Source organism: Oscillibacter sp. PEA192, from assembly GCF_003574015.1.
Classification (GTDB): Bacteria; Bacillota; Clostridia; order Oscillospirales; family Oscillospiraceae; genus Oscillibacter; species Oscillibacter welbionis.
Window position 1 is genome coordinate 1721142 of sequence record NZ_AP018532.1, and the last position, 22315, is coordinate 1743456.

The following is a 22315-nucleotide window of genomic DNA, read 5'->3' on the forward strand; positions in this document are numbered from 1 at the left end:
TTCCACAAACGAAAGAAAGGAGTGCATGCTGATGCCCATCTCTTTGGAGGTCTGGGGGGACTACGCCCTCTTCACCAGACCGGAGATGAAGGTGGAACGGGTCAGCTATGATGTCATGACCCCTTCGGCAGCCCGGGGGCTGATCGAGGCAATTTACTGGCATCCGGGGCTGCGGTGGGTGATCGACTGCATCCACGTGTGCGCGCCGATCCGGTTCACCAATCTGCGGCGCAATGAGGTGAAGTCCACTCTCTCCGCCCGGTCTGTCCGCACCGTCATGGAACGCGGGACCGGAGAGCTGTATCTCTGTACTGCCAACGACATCCAGCAGCGGGCGGCGCTGCTGCTGCGGGATGTGCACTATGTCATTGAGGCCCATTTTGATGTGACGGACAAAGCCGCTCCCGGGGATAACCCGGGCAAGTTCCAGGACATTGTCAAGCGCCGCATCCAGCGGGGGCAGTTCTATCATCAGCCCTGCTTCGGCTGCCGGGAATTTCCCGCCCAGTTCCGTTGGTGCGAGGAGCCGCCGCCCTGTCCGGAGGAGCTGAAAGGGCCAAGGGATCTGGGCTGGATGCTGTATGACATGGATTACACGAACCCGGAGGATATCCGCCCCCTGTTCTTCCGGGCGTCCCTGGAAGACGGCGTCCTGCGGGTCCCTGGGCGGAACAGCAGGGAGGTGCGGGGATGATCTTACAGGCGCTGACCGACTACTACCGGGTACTGGAACAGGCCGGGAAGATCGACGCCCCCGGCTGGGCGCCGGTGAAGGTGTCCTATGCGCTGCTGCTCTCGGAAAACGGCACGCTGGAGCAGGTGATTGACATTCAGACGGAACAGCCGCGGGGAAAGAAGATGGCTTCCGCGCCGCAGATCCTCTCCCTCCCCGCGCCTGTGAAACGAACGGTGGGAGTGGCCGCCAACTTCCTCTGCGACAACGCCGGTTATCTGCTGGGGATCGACAGCAAGGGCAAGCCCCAGCGGACGCGGGAGTGCTTTGAAGCCAGCAGATCGCTGCACGAACAGCTGCTGGCGGGTGTAGACTCCCCCGCCGCCCGGGCAGTCGCCGCCTTTTTCCGCTCTTGGGACCCCGAGACAGCCCGGGAACACCCCGCTCTGGCGGAGCATCTGGAGGACATCCTCTCCGGCGGCAACCTGATCTTCCGCACCCTGGACGGCTATGTCCACAGGGATCCCTCCGTCCGGAGGGCCTGGGACGCGTTTTATCAGGCCGAGGGGGATGGTCCTCAGGGGATCTGCTTGGTCACCGGGCAGCCGGGACCGGTGGAAAGCGTCCACCCCGCCATCAAAAATGTGGCGGGTGCCCAGTCCAGCGGAGCGGCCCTGGTGTCCTTCAACGCCCCGGCCTTCTGCTCCTACGGAAAGGAGCAGAACCTCAACGCTCCCACCGGCAAGTATGCGGCATTTGCATATACCTCCGCATTGAACGCGCTCCTGGCCGACCGGGAACACGTCTTTCGCGTGGGCGATGCTACCGTCGTCTGCTGGGCCAGAAGCGGAGAGCGGGGATATCAGGACGTCTTTCAGATGTTTTTCTCCGATTTCTATGACGAAACGGACCTGAAAGGGCTGGTTGGCGCCTTGTGTCAGGGCAATCCGGTGGTCTACGATGAGACAAAACTGGACCCCAGCATGGACTTTTACATCCTGGGCCTGTCTCCCAATTCCGCCCGCCTGTCGGTGCGGTTTTTCCTCCACAATACGTTCGGTGGGTTCCTTCGGAATGTCCAGGCCCATTATGACCGGCTGGAGATCGTCCGCCCGGCCTACGACAAATTTGAGACGCTGCCCCTCTGGAAGCTGCTCAGTGAGACCGTCAACCAAAATGCCAGGGACAAATCCCCTGCTCCCGACCTGGCCGGTGAAGTGCTGCGGGCAGTCCTGACCAATACCCGGTATCCCGCCACGCTGCTGAATGGCGTGGCCCTCCGGATCCGGGCGGAGCGGGAGGTCACTCGGGGGCGGGCAGCCATCGTAAAAGCCTACTACCAAAAGCTTGCAGAAACTACCAAACACGAAAATCCAGACATACCAGAGGAGGTCTTGCAAGTGTCCCTGAATCCGGATGCATCGAACGTGCCCTATACGCTGGGCCGGCTCTTTTCCGTGCTGGAAGCCATTCAGGCCTCTGCAAATCCCGGCATCAACGCCACCATCAAGGACAAGTATTTCAACTCCGCCGCCGCTACGCCGGCCATGATCTTCCCCATTCTCCTCAACCTGGCGCAGAAGCATCTGAAAAAGCTGCGCGGCTCCAACGCAGGGCTGGTGGTCTTCTATGAAAAACAGCTGACAGAGCTTTGCAGCCGCATTGGGGAACAGTATCCCGCCCACATGAATCTGCCCCAGCAGGGTTCGTTCCAGCTGGGCTACTACTGCCAGACCCAGGCCCGCTATCAGAAAAAGGAGGAAGCGAAAGATGTCTGAACCCATCAAGAACCGCTATGAATTTGTCATTCTCTTTGACGTGGAAAATGGCAACCCCAATGGAGACCCGGATGCGGGGAATATGCCCCGGGTAGATCCCGAAACCGGCCTGGGCCTTGTCACGGACGTGTGCCTGAAGAGAAAAATCCGCAATTATGTAGAGACGGTCAAGGAAGACGCTGCCGGCTACCGCATCTATGTGAAGGACGGGGTCCCTCTCAACCGGAGCGATGCCGAGGCCTACAAGGCGCTGGATGTCGATGAAAAAACCGCTAAGGAGAAGAAAAAAGCCGATCCGGAACTGGACCGAAAAATCCGGGACTGGATGTGCGCCAACTTCTACGACATCCGCGCCTTCGGCGCGGTGATGACCACGTTTATGAAGGCCGCCCTGAACTGCGGGCAGGTCCGCGGCCCGGTGCAGCTGGGCTTTGCCCGCAGCGTGGAGCCCGTTATCCCCCAGGAGATCACCATTACACGGGTGGCCATCACTACCGAGGCGGACGCGGAGAAAAAGGGGACGGAGATGGGCCGCAAGTACATCGTCCCCTATGGACTGTACCGGTGCGAGGGCTATATCTCCGCCAATCTGGCCAGCAAGACCACCGGTTTCTCCGAGGAGGACCTGTCCCTGCTGTGGGAGGCCATCCTCAACATGTTCGAGAACGATCACTCCGCCGCCCGCGGCAAGATGGCAGTCCGGGAGCTGATCGTCTTCAGGCACGACAGCGAGCTGGGCTGCGCCCCCGCCTGGAAGCTGTTCGACACGGTAAAGATCGCCCGAAAGGACCCGGCGGACGCCTCCCCCGCCCGCTCCTTTGGAGACTACACTGTCTCAGTGGACGAGTCCGCGCTGCCCGCCGGCATCACCTGTACCCGCATGGGGTGATTGATTTTTCTGAGGACCTCCTCCCCCTCTCCGGTCTGCAGCACTTCGCGTTCTGCCGGCGGCAGTGGGCACTGATCCATCTGGAGCAGCAATGGCAGGAGAACCTGCGGACTGTGGAGGGCGGCCTTCTCCATCGCAGAGCCCACGACGAGGCGGCCCGGGAGCGGCGGGGCGATACCCTGATCCTCCGGGGATTGCAGGTGGTCTCCCATCAACTGGGGCTTTCCGGCCAGTGCGACGTGGTGGAATTCCACGCCACCCCCAAAGGCGTACCGCTTCAGGGGGAGGAGGGGCTTTGGCAGCCGTATCCCGTGGAGTATAAGCGGGGAAAGCCCAAATCCCATCAGGCGGATGAACTGCAGCTGTGCGCCCAGGCCATGTGCCTGGAGGAGATGCTCTGCTGCTCTATTCCAGAAGGCGCTCTGTTCTATGGGGAGCCACGCCGCCGCACGGTGGTGCTCTTCACCCCGGAGCTACGGGAGACGGTGCGCAGGGACTCCGACGAAATGCACCAGCTGTACCATCGAGGCCATACGCCCAAGGCCAAGCCCTCCAAATCCTGCAACGCCTGCTCTCTCAAGGAGCTGTGCCTGCCCCAGCTGGTCCGGCGGGAGAGCGTCCAGACGTATCTGCGCCGCGCCATGGAGGAATCGCCATGAGACATCTTCTGAATACGCTGTTTGTCAACAGTGAGGACATCTACCTGTCTCTGGACGGGGAGAATGTGGTGGCCAGCCGCGGCAAGCAGGAGATGGCTCGCTATCCCCTCCACATTCTCTCCGGTATCGTCTCCTTCTCCTACGCCGGCGCCTCTCCGGCGCTGATGGGGGCCTGTGTCCAGAGGGATGTGTCTCTGGCGTTCTGCACGCCCCGGGGACGGTTTCTCGCCCGGGTATCCGGGGAATCCTCCGGGAATGTGCTGCTGCAGCGGACACAGTACCGGACAGCAGATGATCCCGGCCCCTGCTGCCGGATCGCCCGCAACATGATCTTTGGAAAGGTGCACAACACCCGGTGGAGCGTTGAGCGTACCCGGCGGGACCACGGCCTCCGGATAGATGAAAGCGCGTTTTCCAACGCCTCCGCCCAGCTGCGGGCGCTGCTGCCCCAGATCGCCGCCGAAACCTCCCTGGAGCAGCTGCGGGGCCTGGAGGGCGCCGGGGCCACGATCTACTTCAGCGTGTTTGACCAGATGATCTTAGGGGAGAAACCGCTGTTTGCCTTTTCGAACCGAAACCGCCGGCCGCCGCTGGACCCGGTCAACGCCCTGCTGTCCTTCGCATACAGCCTGCTGACGCACGACTGTGCCTCCGCTCTGGAGAGCGTGGGGCTGGACGCCTATGTGGGATTTCTCCACCGGGACCGCCCCGGGCGAACCTCTTTTGCCCTGGACTTGATGGAGGAACTGCGTCCCTGCCTTGCGGACCGCTTCGTCCTGACTCTAATCAACAATCGTGTCGTGCACAGGGACGACTTCCAGTTCCGGGAAAATGGGGCGGTCTATCTGACGGACTCCGGCCGCAAGGTCTTTTTGACCCACTGGCAGGAGCGGAAAAAAGCTGAACTGACGCACCCCTATCTGGGAGAGAAGATCCCCTGGGGCCTGGTCCCCTATGTACAGGCGCTGCTGTTGGCCCGGACTCTGCGGGACGACCTGGAGGAATACCCGCCCTTTTTGTGGAAGTGAGGCGTCCGAATGCTGGTACTGATTACCTATGATGTGAACACGGAGGACCCCGCCGGCCGCAAACGCCTGCGGCAGATCGCCAGGCAGTGCGTCAACTACGGCCAGCGGGTCCAGAACTCCGTCTTTGAGTGTATGCTGGACACTGCCCAGTGCAAGGTGCTGCAGGCCAAACTGCTCTCCATCATGGACCCGGAAAGAGATAGTCTGCGGTTTTACTATCTGGGAAAGCGCTATGAAAACAAGATCGAGCACTTCGGCAATCAGCGCAGCTACCAACCGGAGGCCCCTCTGATCCTCTGAGTGCGAAGGGGAAGCGAACATCGTTTTCCCGGCAGGTTCGCACTCAAATATCATCAAATGGACAGGAGATTTCCGTAAATTTAAGCGTGCGAACTGTGACACAGACACGGCTCCTGGCCATTCCAGTTTACGAAATTGCACATTTGTCACAAAACATACCTGTGCCTTTGTGCTGTTTCGCTGTCGCTCCCCTCACGGGGAGCGTGGATTGAAATACCCTTAATCCGGATCCGTTGTATCCCTGGCTTGGTCGCTCCCCTCACGGGGAGCGTGGATTGAAATTCCTCCCACAGCACCGCCGTCCCCTCCAGCATGTGTCGCTCTCCGCGAGGGGAGCGTGGATTGAAATAAAGCGGACGGCCACACCGTCCACGACTTTGACGTCGCTCTCCGCGAGGGGAGCGTGGATTGAAATAAAGCGGACGGCCACACCGTCCACGACTTTGACGTCGCTCTCCGCGAGGGGAGCGTGGATTGAAATTCATGAAACAAGCCTATCCCATCATCCTGACGCCGTCGCTCTCCGCGAGGGGAGCGTGGATTGAAATATCCTCCACCACCTCATAGCCCATCAGGCGGGCGGTCGCTCTCCGCGAGGGGAGCGTGGATTGAAATAGCTCCGTCTCCAGACGGTGCACCAGAGCGGAGAGTCGCTCCCCTTACGGGGAGCGTGGATTGAAATCCCGGCGGCTCCGGAAGGGGCATCCACCACAAGAGTCGCTCCCCTTACGGGGAGCGTGGATTGAAATTTTACCGGGAACTCGCTTTGATGGCGCAGGACCCGTCGCTCCCCTTACGGGGAGCGTGGATTGAAATTTCACGGCGGCGTCAATGGCGGCCTGCTGCTCTTGTCGCTCCCCTTACGGGGAGCGTGGATTGAAATCCGAGCCGGACGAAGCGTTGGATGTGAGGTGATCGTCGCTCACCGTGAGGGGAGCGCGGATGGAAATTCAATGTCCGCAGACAGGATCTGCTTGGCGCTGAGAAAATCCGCATGATTCTCATGCAGAGGGAGCACAAGGTCAACACAAGATTTGTGGCTGATATCTATGCGTGAGATGGGGTTGATCTGTGTCCGAAGTACTTCAAAATCGGAGGGACTATGCTTCTGAATCAGAGTTCAAGAACAGGATCGACTCATATATTGAATTCCGCAATACAACATGGCCTTATCGCACATTAAAAAATTGGACTCCATGCCAGATGGAGGAAGACTACCAAACGTAGTGGTGCCAATCCTAAGAGGTTGGCATATAGGGGTTCAGATTTCGGAAATCTTCTGTTTTGTAAATCGATTTCAAGTTTTTTGTGTTTTCATGTCCCATTTCTATTGCAGATATGAAAATGGCTGAAAACCTTGCTGTGTCAAGGTTTTCAGCCATAAAACACCCCCACCTAATCCGTCAGTCTCATACAAACTATTCAGATTAGGCGGGGGGCGTTCAAATCATTGAAGTGTAGTAGCCCACAAAATCTATATCCCATCTATTTGTTTTCATCTGCACTAGCTTTTCTTATCTTAACTAGATCGCTTAATCAACAGCTGCCTAGCTGAAAGGATGCTATATAATGTCTTCTCGTAGCAAAAATCCGAGAGGAGACCCTCTGTTTACAAGAAAGTCCAAGACATTTAAAACCTTGTGCTTACGCAGGGCATCCGATTTGAAGAGGTACAGCCGCTTTTGAACATAACGGTACATATACTCTTCCATATAGTAGATAGTGTTTGTGGGAAGAGCGGTTTGACGCAGCTGGGGGTTGTTGGATATAATGTCGCTGAGCCATTCCACGCCGTCTTCAAAGAACACTTGGGAACCGATGCTGTTCAATACCCGACCGACAGAGTACAAAATTGCCGGATGTGCTCCCGTCCTATTTACTGCCGTTTTATAAAAGACCGCACAGTCCTCCCGGAGGGAGTGCCAGGTTGTGATGCCTTCTCTCCATTCAGGTCCTGCCAAAAGATACTCCGTCAGGACATTTCCTATTCCAAAACTGATGGCCCGATCCTCATCCATCTGTTGCTCGAATTCGGGGGCCCGTTCGAAGGCAGAGAAGATGTAGTTTTTCAGCAAATCCCAAAATCCCCAAAAGGCGCTATACCTAGGTTTAATATCTTCGGCCTGGATAACATCCCGCAAAAAGCGGGTGAATTCCTTGCCGTATTTCACGTGCTTCACCAAATGGTCCAGAAAGATGCTCTGCTGCTCCGCAGATAGGCCCAGAACATAGTCGCCGAGCCACTGTGTATATGCGTACTCTCCTTCGTAGTCCTGATAGCCGTCTCTGTCCGTGTCCTCAGGTCCGAGCAATGTACCCCAGACCCGGTCCCCGATTTTTAATACGAAAACGAAGGAGCCTTCTACATTACCGGACGGAATCATCCGCTGCAGGGCAATCAGTTGGTGAACCTCAAGGCCGCTCAAAGGGATGTCTTCTAAATCGGAGACCTCCTCTTGAAACAGCGCCTGGATTTCTTGACTGTGCTGCTCAAAAAAGGTCCTTGTAGAAATGCCGTTGTAGCAAAGGACTTGGGAGAAATATCGGGGTGCGAGCACCGCATAGGTATGCATTAGCTTTCGGGCCACATTGGGGGCGGAGGGCCAAAGGATGGAGGCCACACTGTTCAGCGCTTCATTCTGTTTGCCGTTATACATCACAAGGGCCAGCAGCATGAAAAGTGGAGAAGACCAATCGGCGATGAAGTCGTCACTGGAAACCAGACTTGCCACTGCGGAGATAACTCCATTCAACTCATAGGGACCTAGATGGCAATCTCGATTCAAAAAGTTCAGACAGGTCGCCAGAAGTACCTCGGTGCAAAAGGCAAGCGTTGTCTCATTTATAGCCGTCCGTCGCTCCCGTAAAAGGACTGCACAGGCATTTACGGCACTGGAAATGTCGTGGGAGTCCGCTTCTCCCTCCTCCAGAATCTGATAGATCTCATTTACCACTGGCTCGATACCGCCCTCAAACTGTGGGTACTGTTGGGCAGCTTCCTGATTGCCTCGAAGTTTTGCATCTGCCCAAAGCATTAGCGGTACATGCCGCATAAAGTCCTCATAATTGCGTTGGGCCTGTTCGCTGAGGGCTGTGAGATTTTCCGGCATATCTGGCACCACAGAGATCATCACTCTGTCCTGGGACACCTTCTGGCTACTAATCTGACGCCTTCGAAGGTCGCTCCGATAGTACGCAAACTGATATACCTCCTCCCAGGAATCGATGCTCTGGGTTGCCTCGTCAAATGCGGCATACAGCTGTGTCTTTCTCTCTTCCAGCTCATTCTCAGACAGAATGCCTTTTTCAATCTGGTAGTCCACCAAAACTTGTTCAAATTGCTTTTTTCGGAAGGGTAGTGCATTGGTCTCCATCCGCTCATGGTCGAACCAGCGATGAGATGCCAGCGTTCCTTTCAGAAAATCGGCACTGTGCTCCGCCTGCAGTCGGGCGATGTCGAAGACAAAGACCTCCTTGGTCTTCAACAGAATACAGCTGATGGGAAAGAGCTTATCTGGATAGGCAATCACCACACTCAGTACCACGGCAGTAATGGCTGCGCTTGCGGATTTCCTCAGCAGATACTCACAGAACTGGCATATGGTTTTCTCCTCGGTAAACTCGGCCAAATCCAGTAGCCATTTTTCCAGTGCCATCAACACGCTCTCCAACAACTTGGGTGCTACATGAGTACCTCGGTACATCTTCCACAGTCTGTCGCTGCACACCTGTCGCTGTACCGTGCCGTCAGTGAAATGGATTTCAATCTGAGAACATTCAGAATACTCTGTTGCCAATTTGGAAGAACTGTAGCAGTTTGTGGCGTAGTTCATGATCCGCAGGATCGTGTTCAACGCCCGGATTGGTGCCTCCTGTAATAGGAAAAACAGCGGAGTTTGAAGGGCGCTTTCCGCCTTGTATTTCATATCCAAGCTGTGGGACAGGCCGAAATAGTACTCCATGCTGTCATGAGAATAGTCATTATGTTCTCGTTGAGAAGAGTCGCACCAATAACGCTCCGCAAGACTGAGTACCTGCTCCGGAATTGCCTGGCAAACTCTTCCGCATTCATAAACATTGGACAGGCTCTTTTGCAGGAGTAAATAGTTTTCCTTGTAACTATCATCCGTCTGTGTATCTGTAAAGGATTGGAAGATGTCGGTCAGTTCCTGCTTCAGTTCCATTGCGGCAGCCAAAATCACATCGGTAAGGGTGATAAATCGCGAGTCTCGCCGAAGGGTATAGGGATACCGCTCCCTTTTCCATATCTCACTTTTCAAATAGAGGGCAATCCTCCCCGCCAGTCCCGTTGTCTCTCCTGTTTCATATTTCGCTGTCCATGTTTTCAATGTATTAGTGACGATGTCCAGATTTTGGGCTGTCCAAGGAATCAGGCCACGGTTATTATAAATATATTGAAAGACCGTAAACCAAGCCCGTCCTACAGGGCAGGTGAAGCGATACTTGTTCCCTGTTGGCGTGGACAGTTTCTTTAACAGTTCCCGGTCGATGTCACGGCAGGCGGTGTTCAGTAGAAAGACCATGCGGGTGAACAAAGAGTATCGTTCCTGACTCAGAATGGGGTCGATTGCCCGGAAACAGTCCACCTGATCAGACTGCATCAGTGCGATCAGCGTCTCATCCTTCCAAGCCTGATCCAGTCCGCTTTGGAGCATAGAGATCAAAAAATCTGCATAGCGACCTCCACCGCTAGCAAAAACGGATTCCAGCCAGATGCGATACAGCTTCCTGGCTCGTAGAGATAGGCCGAACCCCTCTAGAACCTTCTCGGCCTCTATTCCCTCCTGGTACCGCTGGGTCAAAATGTGTTTTATAATCAGCTCCTCATACACATCGTGACTCATCATCCACCGACGTGGAGAGTTGTCGTAAACGGCGATAATTCCGCTATCCTCCAGCGCGGTCAGCGCCATATAGTCATCGTTGGCACTGCTTATGTAAATGGTGGATCCCCGTTGCAGCATAGAGAACACGATGTGCGTTACCATCTCCTCTCGTCGGACGGGGAGGTTTTCTGCGCGACGGTGGCTGTCACAGATGACCTCCTTCCAGACCTGCTGCAGAAACAGCTCCTCAGAGGATACCAAATCCAAGCCAGCCGGATCTAGCTTTAAGTACAGCTTTAAATAGAAGAAATCCTTCAGGAGGCTTCGAAGATTCTGGTTTTGGGGAAGTGGGAAGTGATACTGCTCTGAGATCGCTTCTAGCACCTCATCAGCTATGCTCTCCACCCGAAACTCGTCATAAGCGATGTCTTTGAGGAGAATATTGCAAAAGCTGTCCTTGTATACGGTACGGATGGTGAAGATCATCTTCCAGCCGTGGTCAATGAATTTATGGACAAGGGCAGCAAATACCTGTGGGCTATTAAGTGCGGAGAACTTCTCAGCGGATTCAATTACACAGACCTTTCGCTTCTCTTGACTGTAGAGGGTAAATAAGTCTTCCAGTTGGTAGTTTCCATACTTGCGTAAAAACAGACTTTCTTCCTCCACATCCAAGTCGGTGGAAGAGAACAAGAAGCAGGCAAACTCATCGCCCTGCTCCTGCCGCCGAGAAATGAGATCCTTCACTACGCCAGATTTACCCGTCCCTGCGTCACCATATATGATACAGACAGCTTTTTCCGACTCCCATAGTACATCGAGCTTCTGCATATCATAATAGATTTTGATCCGCTCACCCTGGCACGGAATCTCCGACTGAATATTGGAACGGATGGAGTCACTCCGGTTTTGGATCTGCTCAACCCACTGGGAAAGACCCGGCATAGGGTTAAAATATAAATCTCTTACTGTGGGTAGTGCCAAAAGTATCTGCTCGATATGGCTTGGCCCCCGCCATTCAACAGTGATGCCAAGGCTTTCGCCGTGTGTTTCGATATTCTCTTGATATATGGGCTTCTGGGTATGAGGGCGCTTGCTGACAGACATTTCCTTATTAATATAAAAAATAATCCGGCTGATTCCTGCATATTTCTGCTTTGCATCCGCAATAGCATTTTTGAAATCCACTTCTTTAGATGAAATCCGAGTGGAAGCATCATAGTATTTCGCTTGAAATCCGGTCAAAAGGCCATCCGGAGCCATCACGGGCTGTGTTTCGATATATGGTTGATTGAAGTACCGGAAAATACCGTGCGAAAGCCCCATCTCGTGGCAGAACAGCGTGGTGACAAGGCCCTCAAAGGCAGCCCTGGGATTCTGAGAAAACTTGGACTCAAAAACCTTCCAGTCAACGGGGATATTCGTCATGTATAGCCCTCCCTGCGGTGCCGAATATAACGTTATTACAATTTCATTATGGCATAATTGTGGTAGATTTACAATGCTACTCTCATAGAGACATGAATCAGATTTCTGTTAATGGTATATGCGGTGTAGTACAATTCATAATCCAAAATAGGGTAGTTCCTTTCATGTGATATGCTAATTCATATCACATGAAAGGAGCAAACACCATGACCTACACAGATCAAGAGAAAACCGCTATCATCACACAGTACAGACAGGGCAGGCCAATCCAGCAATTATGTACAGAATGCGGCGTCTGCGCACGGACGATCTACCGCTGGGCGAAGATATACTGCCCAGTGGTTCCGGACGAAAAACGCACCTATACCGTCAAAGAGTATGATGCACTTCTTCGCAGAGTTGCCAAATTAGAAAACATGGTCGCTATTTTGCAAACTGTCGGCTGCACGGTCCATGCTCCATTGAAGGAGCGGTTAGGAGAACTGGAGTTGTTATACGGCCAATACGACGTACACACTCTTTGTGAAGCTATGAATGTCTCCCGCGGAACCTTCTATAACCATATTCTCCGAAATAAGCGGAGCAATGCTTGGTTCCAAAAACGCAGAGAGGAATATTGCGGATTGATCCGTGAAGTATTTGATGAGTATCGTCAGGTGCTGGGTGCTGAAAAGATCCGCACTATTCTTGTTCAACGAGGTCATCAGGTTAGCCCAGAATATGTGGCAAAGTTGATGAAGGAGATGGGGCTGACCAGCATCCGCAGTACTGCGAAGCAGGATTACATGAAACTTCATGAGCCAGAAAAGAAACGGAATGTCCTGCGTCAACAGTTCCAGGCGGACAGGCTCAATCAAATCTGGGTCAGTGATGTTACCTGCTTTAAACTGGGGGAGCTTTATCTCTATACCTGCGTAATTCTAGACCTGTTTTCACGCAGGGTTGTTGCCTATAAAGTGTCCAGGAAGAATAGCACCCAGTTGATTACCTCCACATTTAAGGACGCATGGGAGCAGAGAGCTCCCGATACCGGCCTCATTTTTCACAGTGACCGTGGGGCTCAATATACCTCACATCGGTTCCGACAACTGCTTCATGAGCGCGCAGTGGTGCAATCTTTCTCCAATTCGAGGAAACCTCATGGCAACGCTGTTGCGGAGTCTTTCTTCGCCACCCTAAAGAAGGAAGATCTGTATCGGAAGGATTACACCTCAGAGGCGGCTTTCAAGCGTGGCCTTGCCTCCTATATCGAGTTTTACAGCACCCAGCGCCCACATCGTACCTTGAAAAATCTGACGCCATGCCAGGTTGAAGATGCGTTCATGAGTGACAAATCATGAATCCGTATCCCAGTGACACAGCTGGGGGGCAGATTCCATCGATTGCGCGTTTTGCGTCTTGATTTCGCCCTGTTTGCATTTGTTTGGTGACATAGTGCCCTCTATAATAGGAACGCCAGAAACCATTGTGGCACAATGGTTTCTGGCATAAAATGACCCTACCTATTCTGAACATTGACATCTTTTTGTTCAGATCAGGTAGGGTCATTCATTCTGGTCCGAGATGGGAGACTCGAACTCCCGGCCTGATGGTCCCAAACCACCCGCGCTACCAACTGCGCTAATCCCGGATATTCGATTTTTCTGCATGATACTATGCGGAGAAGGAAAAAGCAAGTTTTTCGTGTCTGTGGGCAGTGCTGTGGTCAAGGCCGGTTTTGCGGGGGGATCTTCAGGCGGGGGATTTCCGCCACAGGCTACTGTCCCAAGGACTTCCGGGCTTTCACTTTTGGGGGAATGGATAGACCGTCTATCCTCCCAAAGCAGGCGCGCTACCAACTGCGCTACACCCGGATATGAAGTTGTGGGGTGGCCCGGGCGTATTCTCCCAAAAGAGGTTCTCAGCATTTTTTATAGTTGTTTATAGTAATTTATCATCATTTCTGCTCCAACCCAGTTACTTTCTAGCGATCTTGTTTCCACTGTTTCCGTGTATTCCAGCTCTGTCTGTGGTCTTGCATGTGGTCAGCGGAAAAGTTTCGGCCAGAATCCCTGCCCCACAGTGACACCCTAGGTGGTACAATTTACCTCAAAGTTTGAAAAATGGTACCTCTATCTCGAAAAACATACAAGACTTTTTTGAGAGAAAACCGATCAATTTTTGTGTCGCTATATCAAAGAAAACATCTGTCAAGAACTCCCCCCAAAAATCCGCCGTAGTCTCTGAGGCTACGGCGGATTTTCTTGAATGCTCAATTGCTACAGGTGCCCGGATTTTATAATGGCCCTAAAAGAGGTTGTCATTCACCCCATCTCTTTTTTGCCGATGATATTTCAGGTATTGGAGATGCGCTTGACACAACCGGAATATTCCTATAAAGTTAATCTTGACAAAGCTGGCTACCAAAAAATAACAGGACCATACTCTTTTTGATTGCTTGCTGTAGAAACAACCCAGAGAACAGTCCTACAAAAAGTTTTTTCACGAATAAGCCTGATGCTTTAGATACTTTAGCCGTTCTCTCTGCCTGAATGGGAGGCCTCAAAATGAATCTTTTTGATTTACTCAATCCGAGAATGTTCCGGCCGCTGACAGGGCGAAATCAGCGCATTTATGCTGACTTGCTGATGCTGATCTGGGACAGATGCAGCACATCCCAGGACTACAGCATCGGGAAAGGTGCTCTTACAGAACTGGCAGAGACCTATATGGAAGGACTGGGCACGATCCTGCCGCTTGATGAAGAGGATTCCCCGGGCGAATCAGCCACGGATGCCAGGAGCCAAGGATTGCTGTTTGTGCGCCGTTTACGGGACGCAGGGTGGGTGGAAGATCTGGAGGGCGGATATGAGGAGGAAAACCGCACGGCCCTGTCTGCCCTGGCTGTCCGTCTGCTGCAACTTTTTGATGAACTGCTCCATCCCAAGACTGTCACATACAGCGGAAAGCTTTTAAAGGCTTATCGATTGCTCCAGGACATGGAGCACGAAAAAAGCCCTTATGAAAATGTGCTCAAAGAGGTCTCCGCTGACATGGCGGACCTGAACACCTCTCTGCGGCAGCTCAATGCATCTATCGGGAGCTACATCGACCAGCTGACTCGGAATCGGACCCCTCAGGAAGTCTTGGACCTATTTCAGCAATATGAGGACGAAGTCGTGGTGGCGGCCTACCACCGTTTTAAAACCAGTGACAATCTGTTCCAATATAGGACAGAGATCCTAGAGGGCTTGGATGCCTGCAACGGGCAGTATGCTGAGGCATTGGCTGCGGATTACTGCAGAGTGGAGCGGGTCAGCGAGTCGGAAGCCGCCATTGCAGTACGAAGGCTGGTTCAGAAAGTGCGGGATGATCTGGAGATTATGCGGGATCTGCTCTCGGAGATCGATCGCAACCATGTGACCTACCGGAAGCGGGCTGTGCAGCGGGCACAGTTCATGCTGCTCTCCGACGGCTCCGCTCAAGGAAAAATCAGCGATCTGCTGCGGTATTACGCCCAAACCATTCAGCGCCCGGAAGAGCTGTTCGAGCCAGACGAGAGCCCCTTGAGCCGCCATTGGAAATTCTATCCCACAGAGATCCTAGGCAGGAACTTTCTCAAGCCAGCCGTTAACAGCCGAAAACCCACTCCTATCGAGCAGGCACCTCCGGAACCGCCCATATCCGAGGAGGAACTCCAGCGCCAGCAGGAACTGCTGCTGGAATATGTCCGCCAGGCGGTCACTCTGGAAAATGTAAATCGTTTTGCCGGCCAGGTGCTGAACCACCGAGAGACGGTTTCCGCTCTGGAACTGGCTTCCACGCAAAGTCAGGAATTTATCAAAATCATCGGACTTCACACATACTCACAATCCCCCGACCGCAATTATGAGATCTCCGAACAGGAGGAATGGGTCTCCTGCGGTGGGTTCCGATTCCAGCAGTTCTGGATACGCAGGCGAAGCTGAAAGAGAGGTTTCTATGGACGTAAGAGAGGTCGCCAACTATTTGCTCAACCACTGCTTTCTTCCGTCGCAGGCGGAAGACCTGCTGGAAAAGCATTACTATGCGGTCAATCACTTGGAGGAGCTGCGCCGGATCTTCAAGCCCCTTGGCTATACGGTTGTCTACCATTCCGCGCCTCTGAAGGTGATCGCACTGGTCAGCGAGTATGAGGGCAACCAAGCGAAGCTGAATAAATATGAGAGCATCCTGCTGTTAATTTTCCGGCTACTGTATTTGCAAAAGCGGGAGAAGCTCTCTCTGGATGGAGCGCATGTCGTCGCCACAGTGGGAGAGATCCAGGAGGAGTATCAAAAGCTGGGTCTTCCCCGCAAGCTGGACCGGATCACGCTGGAAGCCATCCTGCGGACCCTCAAGACCTACAATCTGGCAAAGCCGCTGGACCGTCTCACCGAGGAAGAAGCCAAAATCGAGATCTATCCCACTGTTATTCTGGCGTTGCCAGACAATGTCCTGAAGTCATCCAGGGATGAGACGGCAGCGGCACTGGACAAATACCGCAAAGCCGGTGAGGAGGATGATGTATGATTGCACTGTGCCGCCTGCGGCTGATCAACTGGCATAATTTTGTCAACGACCTTCTGAATATCCAGCAGATCACCTATCTGATCGGCGTCAACGGTGTGGGCAAGACCACGATCCTGGACGCCCTGCGGTATTGCCTCACCACGAGCAAAAGCTTCAACGCCCTGGGCAACCGCAAGAGCAAGCGAACACTGCTGGGCTCGGTACACGGCAAACAGCGGGATCAGGACGGAGACCGTCCCCGGTACAGCCGCAAGGGGCATACTGTATCCTATGTCGGCGCCGAATTTCGGGATGATACCGCAGCCCCTGGGAAGGACACCTTTGTCATTACGGTCCGGGTGGAATCTGAGAAACCTGACGAGGACATGCGTCACGTACAGCAGCGCTGGTACATCTCTCCCCGGGGCGTCATGCTGGAGGACCTCCCCTTCCTGGGCCCCGACTATATTCCCACAAAGCGGGAACAGTTCTGCCCGAAAAATGGGAAAATGCGGGATACCGACAATCAAAAGCTGGCAAAAGACCTGATCTGCCGCGCGCTGGGGATTGGAGCAGCAGACTCCCCGTTGGGGAAGAAATTCTGTGCGGTATTTCCCATGGGTACCGGGATGGACGACATTGAGGACTTCCGGGAATTCATCTATCACTACATCCTCCCCCAGCCGGAAATTGACCCCCAAGCACTGCAGCAGGAGCAGATCGAATTGGATCATCTGAACGACGTGCTGCTCCAGGCAAAGGAGCGGGCGCAGCTGCTGACGGAGATCGGTACCCTGGGTGAAACTGCCCGTTCCAAGCAGCGGGACTGCAGAGTGAACCAGGGGTTTGTTCTATATGCCAGCCAACAGGCGGCAGAGGGGGCAGAGGAGCAGATCCTCTCTGCCATCTGCGACGGAAACCGGGAGATCGACCGTCTGCAAGAAGAGCTGCAGTATCAGAAGGAGCGGACGGAGCAGGCCCACCAGCGGTGGATGGATGCCCTGCGGGAAAACCAGAACAGCCCGGAACGCCAGCAGCTGCAGGTCTTCGAGGATCTGGTAAAAGACCGTGAAAAAGACTACACGGAGGCCCGAAAAGCCCTCTCCTCTCTACAAAACGCCAAACAGGAGCTGGAAGCCCTCAATCGAAAGCTGTCCGACTGCAGACGAGCACTTCCGGCCGAACAGATGCCGGATGCCATTGAGCAGCTGCCGGAGCAGCGGCAGACGGAGCAGCTCACCGCCATGGAACAATTGCTTCGGGAGCGGGAAGATTCCCTGGATCAGGAGGAATTTCAGGTCCGAAGCGATCTCCAACAGCTGAAGGAGCGGCAAAAAGCCCTTCAGGCGAAAATTGAAACGCTGGAAAAGGGCCAGTTGGTCTATCCGGATCAGGACCGGGCAAAACGGGTCTGCCAGGCCATCAACCGGGAGTTGGCCCAGCAGGGTATGGAGGCCGATGCCCGCATTCTCTGCGAGATCCTGACGGTACAAGAGCCCGACTGGCAGGCGTGTATCGAAGCCTGTCTGGGAAACCGCCGCTTCGACATTTTCGTCTCCCCCCCGGCATTACCGTACCGCCAAACGGGTATTTGAGCATCTGAAAGCCGAGGTCGGACAGGTCAGCCTTCTGGACAGTCCTGCTCTGGAGCGGGATGGCGAAAAAGACGCCGCCTCCCCGCAACTCAGTACTCTCGCCGCCAAAGTCACCAGTGAAAACTGGCTGGCCAAATACTATGTGCAGAACCTGCTGGGGCAAATCGTCTGCTGCGATACGTCGGAGGCGCTGGAAGCGTATCCCCAGAGCGCCACAAAAGATCTTCTGCGGCACTATCCTTATCGGTTGGCACGTCTGCGAACGCCCGTGCTGTATATCGGTATGGAAGCCCGCAAGCAGCAGCTGAAAGCTGCCTGGGAGGAGTTTTCAGCTTTGCGCGGACAGCTGACCGAGTGCACCGCCCAGGCACAGTCCCTGCGGGATATTCTGGAGCAATGCCGCCGCGTTCTGCACAGCAGCGTTCTGGAGGATCTGCGCAAAAACTGGGGCAGCGTCCAGCGGCACCAAGCCAGTTGGCAGGCGCTGGAGCAGGCACGGCAGGAATACGAGATGTGGAAGGAAAATCCCATTCTCCAGGCAAAGATCACCGCCGAACATCTCTGCCAGGAAGAATGGACGCGGCAGGATCAAAAGCGGGTGGAAATCGAAGCCACCCTCCGCTCCCAAACGAATAAAGTCCAGGAAAAACAAGGGATGCAGGAGCAGGCCAGCCGGGAGGCGGAAGACGCCAGAGCAGGCTGGCTGGCGTTTTGCCAGCAGGAACCCTTGCTGCAGACAGAGGTAGAGAAAAAATATCAGGACGCAGCCCGCAGCCGTCCCCCGGACAAGATCGTCCAATACCAAACGAATTATCAAAATCAGGTGGATAAAGCATTGGACGAATGGCTGCGGGATCAGCTGATCCCCAGGCAGCGGGAGTATAACACCATCTACACCTGTGATTATCCTCTGGGGCTGGATGGCATCGAGACCTTCCGGGAACAGCAGGAACGGCTGGTTCATGTAGATCTGGAACGGTACTCTACCAGTCTGCACCAGGCACAAGAACGGTGCCGCCAGCGCTTCCGTGAAGACATTCTTTATCGGATGAAGGACGATATCTATAACGCCAAGCGGCAATTCCGGGAACTCAACCACACAATGGAAAACCTGCAGTACGGTGAGGAGGTCTATCAGTTCGTTGTCCAGGCCAGCGCCGATCCCGAACGCCGGGCATTTTATGATGTAATCATGCAGGACAGCAACCGGCGGATCCAGGGGGACGGCAGTATCGAAGATTTTCTGGCCCGCAATGACCCGGCCTACGAAACGCAGGTGGACGAATTGATGGAGCGGATCCTAGCAGAGCTGAAAGCCAATGCCCAGCGCCGCCAAGAGGGAAAGCATCTGGCCACAGAGCTGTCTCGCTATGTGGACTACCGGTACTACCTGGAATATGATATTGAGTGCCGCAACCAGATCACCGGCGGCGTGACCCGCCTCTCTGCGGTCAGTCAGGACAGCAGCGGCGGAGAGAATCAGGCGCCGTTCTATATTGCAATCTGTGCATCCCTGCTGCAGATCTACGACAAATGCGAGAACAGCATTCGCCTGGCACTGCTGGACGAGGCGTTCAGCCGCATGACCAGCGACCGCATCCGCCCCATGATGCAGATGCTGCGCAAAATGCAGCTACAGACGGTACTGATCACCACAGTGGAAAAGGCCTCGGCCATCCAGCCCTACTGTGACACCACCTGTTCCATTATCAAAAGCGGTACGCGCAATGCTGTCCGCCCATTTTATCAGGATGTGAGGGAATGATGGACTACACCCACGAAATTCTCACGGCGATGGTGGATCGCTATGAACGCAGGAAAGGAACTTCTGCCCAGAACGGTAAGCCCCAGCGGGCGGTAACCTTTGATCTCGCAAAGTATTATCCCATATACCGGGACCACCTGAGCGAGGAGGAGCAGGCCATTGACGATGCGGTGACGCGCCTTTCCAGTTGGCAGATGGTTGCCGCCCCCCGCAGTGCCCAGGGATACTACACCAAGATTACTCTGCGGCTGGACCACATTCAGGAAATCTATGAATTTTTAGGGCGGAAACCAGCCCAGGAAACCCGGCAGGAGCAACTGCAGCTTCTATTGGATGCCCAGAGACAAAACCCGGATACTCTCTCCAGCCGCTTCGCCGGAGAGCTGATGGCCGCACTGCAGGCAGGACGTTCACCGGGATACGGCCTTCAGGGGAATGTTGAGAAACTACGGGATGTTCTGCTGGCTCTGGAAAAAATCGGGCAGTTAAACAAAGAGACCTATGTGCGCAACTTTTCCGAGGCCGTATTCCATGACTCCAAGCACTTTCACTCTATTTCCGGGATTATCCGCAGTATTCTCTCCGATTTGACAGACCAGCCGGTAGAAAAGAAGCAGATCCTGGAATATTACAATCTTTTGGAAAATCCAACCTACCTCTATTTGAAAGGAGGCTGGATATTGGAGTTTCCGGACTCATGTATCCGTGTTACTGATCTTCCAGGTGGTATCGGTTTGACCTCTGACGGTTTGAGTGCCATACGGTCTGTCCTTTTGGAGCCCCGGACAGTCATTACCGTAGAAAACCTCACTACCTATCACGACATTCCCTCAGACGATCGAGCCGTTTTATATCTGGGTGGTTTCCCAAATTCCGCACGGGCAAGTTTTCTTCGTATGGTTTACGCTTCCAAACCGGATGCTGTTTATCTGCATTATGGAGATCTGGATCCATACGGTCTTTTGATACTGGAAAACCTGAAACAAAAAACCGGAATTCCATTTGCCGCTTCAGGAATGGATCTTGCTACCCTGCAAGCTTGTTTCCAGGCAGGACATTACCGTCCGCTGACCGCAGAAGATCGGAAAGTCATGCAGTCACCTATGCTCTGTGCCTACCGGGAAATATTTGCCTTCATGCAGGCACATAACTGTAAAGCGGAGCAGGAATCTCTCTCTGCAATGAAATTATAACTGCCGCCCTGGTATCCATAGGTCGGAGGCAACTTGCAAGGCAGACCGTTCTCTCTTGTTGTACGGTTTATTCTGATACTATTATTTTTTTCTAATCGCTTTTAATGAGTTCTAGTCCCAAAGAGGTTTCCGGAATTTTTTATAGGCGTTTATATTGCTTTATAGTCATTTCCGCTTCAAATCAGTTACTTTCCATCGCTCTTGTTTCCGCTGTTTCCGTGTATTCCAGCTCTGTCTGTGGTCTTACATGTGGTCAGCGGAAAAGTTTCGGCCAGAATCCATGACCCACGGTGATACTCTAGGCGGTACAGTTTACCTCAAAGTTTGAAAAAATGGTACCTCTGTCTTGAAAAACATACAAGAGATCTGGACGCACATAAAGTTCCACCCGAAGAGACAAATTACAGCGTCATTGCCAAGGGGCCAAGGTGACCCGGCATACGGTATCCAAACCCTATGAGATGATTCAAAAGATGCCGGGAATCCAGGAAACCGCTTTCCCTTACTTTGCTGAATTGCCAGGCAGAACCGCGTATGATATGATGGCAACAGAAAGCGAGGAGGTGCTGTCATGCCCGTATGGATGTCACTCAAATGCCCTTTGCAAAGCTCTATCCTCTGCTGGTGGCAAAAGCGGAGCGGAAAGGCCGCACGCGAGAAGAGGTGGACCAGGTCACAACCTGGCTCACCGGCTACACCGCCGGAGACATCGCCCGTCTGGAACAGTCCACGGTCAGTTACGGTGACTTCTTTCTGAACGCTCCGGTTCTAAAACCCAATCGCACAATTCAACATCCGGTCAATGGTGGAGGTGCTCCTCTCCGTTTTTCCGGTGACCGTCTTGATGCCGTGAGATTCCAGATACTTTTTATCTTCCGGACGCCGTTTCCCTGGATGTAGAGGTCAAAAATCTTTCGGATGATCTCGGCCTCCTCCAGTACGATCTGCAGCACTCCATTCGGCCCCTTAGTATAGCTCAGAAACTGTATGTAATTCAAAATGGTTTTCCCGCTCCGCATGCGATTCTGAATGCCAAACTTAATGTTCTCGCTGCGAGTTTGGCTCTCCACTTGTGCAGAGGCAGCATACAGATCGATCACGCTGTCTGGCGGCTTCATGGTAAAGATACCTCCTAACTCAATGTAAATTCCTACGTTCATTTATTTCAGCTTTCTGATTGTGCTAATAGCTTCCCGGGCATCTCTTCCAAAGCGGCTGAGCGATTTGACAAGGATCAAATGGATCTTCCCTCTCCGGCAGCCTCTCAGGATCTTCCGATAGCCTGAGCGGTTTTTCGTGTGCAATCTCGACGCTTGGTCCGCGCAAACAGCCACGAATCGCCACAAGGGATTACTCTGAATGAAAGCTGTATAATACGCGATCTGGTTTTCCAGGCTTGAATTTTGTTCCTCCTGATTCGTGCTGGTACGGCAATAGGTTGCCCCCCGCAACTGCTGATTCCAAATAGGGTGGTCCTCCTGCGTCTGCGGGATCTCAATCACATGTTGAAACATAAGAACCCCTCCATGATACATACTGTCGATCAGTTTATCATGGAGGGGTAGAAAATGAAAAAGCTACATTTCAGTTCAAGGAACTAAAATATAGCTTTTAACATGTATTGTGCGACTATTATAGATGTCGCTTGAGA

The 22315-nt window shown here is 53.5% G+C and carries 15 protein-coding genes and 1 tRNA gene; 13 read left to right on the top strand and 3 right to left on the bottom strand.

Annotated features, from left to right (window positions below):
• The first annotated feature begins 31 nt into the window (after nt 1–31).
• The 6 genes from cas5c to cas2 are packed head-to-tail and all read left to right on the top strand — an operon-like array spanning nt 32 to nt 5327.
• A complete protein-coding gene (gene cas5c, locus DN611_RS08530; RefSeq protein WP_119311096.1) occupies nt 32–694 on the top strand; it encodes a type I-C CRISPR-associated protein Cas5c in 663 nt (220 codons plus the stop codon).
• Complete coding sequence (gene cas8c / locus DN611_RS08535; protein WP_119311097.1) at nt 691–2451, top strand: type I-C CRISPR-associated protein Cas8c/Csd1; 1761 nt, start codon at nt 691–693, stop codon at nt 2449–2451. Before cas5c ends, cas8c begins: the two co-directional genes overlap by 4 nt.
• Nucleotides 2444–3340, top strand: coding sequence for a type I-C CRISPR-associated protein Cas7/Csd2 (gene cas7c, locus DN611_RS08540; protein ID WP_119311098.1), 897 nt, complete (start codon nt 2444–2446; stop codon nt 3338–3340). Before cas8c ends, cas7c begins: the two co-directional genes overlap by 8 nt.
• Nucleotides 3337–3999, top strand: a complete 663-nt coding sequence (cas4, locus tag DN611_RS08545; protein WP_394802914.1) for a CRISPR-associated protein Cas4 — start codon at nt 3337–3339, stop codon at nt 3997–3999. Before cas7c ends, cas4 begins: the two co-directional genes overlap by 4 nt.
• On the top strand, nt 3996–5027 hold the full coding sequence (gene cas1c, locus DN611_RS08550) for a type I-C CRISPR-associated endonuclease Cas1c (RefSeq protein ID WP_119311099.1): 1032 nt from the start codon (nt 3996–3998) through the stop codon (nt 5025–5027). The genes cas4 and cas1c overlap by 4 nt, the downstream gene beginning before the upstream one ends.
• 9 nt (nt 5028–5036) lie before the next feature.
• On the top strand, nt 5037–5327 hold the full coding sequence (gene cas2 / locus DN611_RS08555; RefSeq protein ID WP_025543469.1) for a CRISPR-associated endonuclease Cas2: 291 nt from the start codon (nt 5037–5039) through the stop codon (nt 5325–5327).
• 1562 nt (nt 5328–6889) lie between these two features.
• On the opposite strand, the gene DN611_RS08560 is transcribed toward cas2, so the two are convergent.
• Nucleotides 6890–11602 carry a hypothetical protein gene (locus DN611_RS08560; RefSeq protein ID WP_119311100.1) on the bottom strand — a complete coding sequence of 1571 codons (4713 nt, stop codon included), beginning with the start codon at nt 11600–11602 and terminating at the stop codon, nt 6890–6892.
• A 206-nt stretch (nt 11603–11808) separates the two neighbouring features.
• Here DN611_RS08560 and DN611_RS08565 point away from each other — a divergent pair, with 206 nt between their 5' ends.
• The gene (locus DN611_RS08565) at nt 11809–12942 is read left to right on the top strand and encodes an IS3 family transposase (RefSeq protein WP_119311101.1); all 1134 of its coding nucleotides are present in this window, start codon (nt 11809–11811) and stop codon (nt 12940–12942) included.
• Between the two features lie 214 nt (nt 12943–13156).
• On the opposite strand, the gene DN611_RS08570 is transcribed toward DN611_RS08565, so the two are convergent.
• Nucleotides 13157–13232: transfer RNA gene (locus DN611_RS08570), tRNA-Pro, on the bottom strand.
• Nucleotides 13233–14148: 916 nt separating this feature from the next.
• On the opposite strand from DN611_RS08570, the gene DN611_RS08575 reads away from it, so the two are divergent.
• The 6 genes from DN611_RS08575 (at nt 14149) to DN611_RS08600 (ending at nt 21564) form a co-directional block, all read left to right on the top strand.
• Nucleotides 14149–15549: a Wadjet anti-phage system protein JetA family protein gene (locus tag DN611_RS08575; RefSeq protein ID WP_119311102.1), complete on the top strand. Its 1401-nt coding sequence runs from the start codon at nt 14149–14151 to the stop codon at nt 15547–15549.
• Between the two features lie 13 nt (nt 15550–15562).
• A complete protein-coding gene (locus DN611_RS08580; RefSeq protein WP_249390765.1) occupies nt 15563–16132 on the top strand; it encodes a DUF4194 domain-containing protein in 570 nt (189 codons plus the stop codon).
• The gene (locus DN611_RS08585) at nt 16129–17706 is read left to right on the top strand and encodes an ATP-binding protein (protein WP_119311104.1); all 1578 of its coding nucleotides are present in this window, start codon (nt 16129–16131) and stop codon (nt 17704–17706) included. Before DN611_RS08580 ends, DN611_RS08585 begins: the two co-directional genes overlap by 4 nt.
• Nucleotides 17707–17848: 142 nt before the next feature.
• On the top strand, nt 17849–19471 hold the full coding sequence (locus tag DN611_RS08590; protein ID WP_119311105.1) for an SbcC/MukB-like Walker B domain-containing protein: 1623 nt from the start codon (nt 17849–17851) through the stop codon (nt 19469–19471).
• Nucleotides 19468–20664: a Wadjet anti-phage system protein JetD domain-containing protein gene (locus DN611_RS08595; RefSeq protein WP_119311106.1), complete on the top strand. Its 1197-nt coding sequence runs from the start codon at nt 19468–19470 to the stop codon at nt 20662–20664. Before DN611_RS08590 ends, DN611_RS08595 begins: the two co-directional genes overlap by 4 nt.
• A gap of 594 nt (nt 20665–21258) precedes the next feature.
• On the top strand, nt 21259–21564 hold the full coding sequence (locus DN611_RS08600) for a DUF2200 domain-containing protein (RefSeq protein ID WP_267288390.1): 306 nt from the start codon (nt 21259–21261) through the stop codon (nt 21562–21564).
• 260 nt (nt 21565–21824) lie between these two features.
• Here DN611_RS08600 and DN611_RS17305 read toward each other — a convergent pair whose 3' ends face one another.
• Nucleotides 21825–22199 (bottom strand): recombinase family protein, encoded by a 375-nt coding sequence (locus DN611_RS17305; RefSeq protein WP_119311108.1) that lies wholly within the window; start codon nt 22197–22199, stop codon nt 21825–21827.
• Nucleotides 22200–22315: the final 116 nt, after the last annotated feature.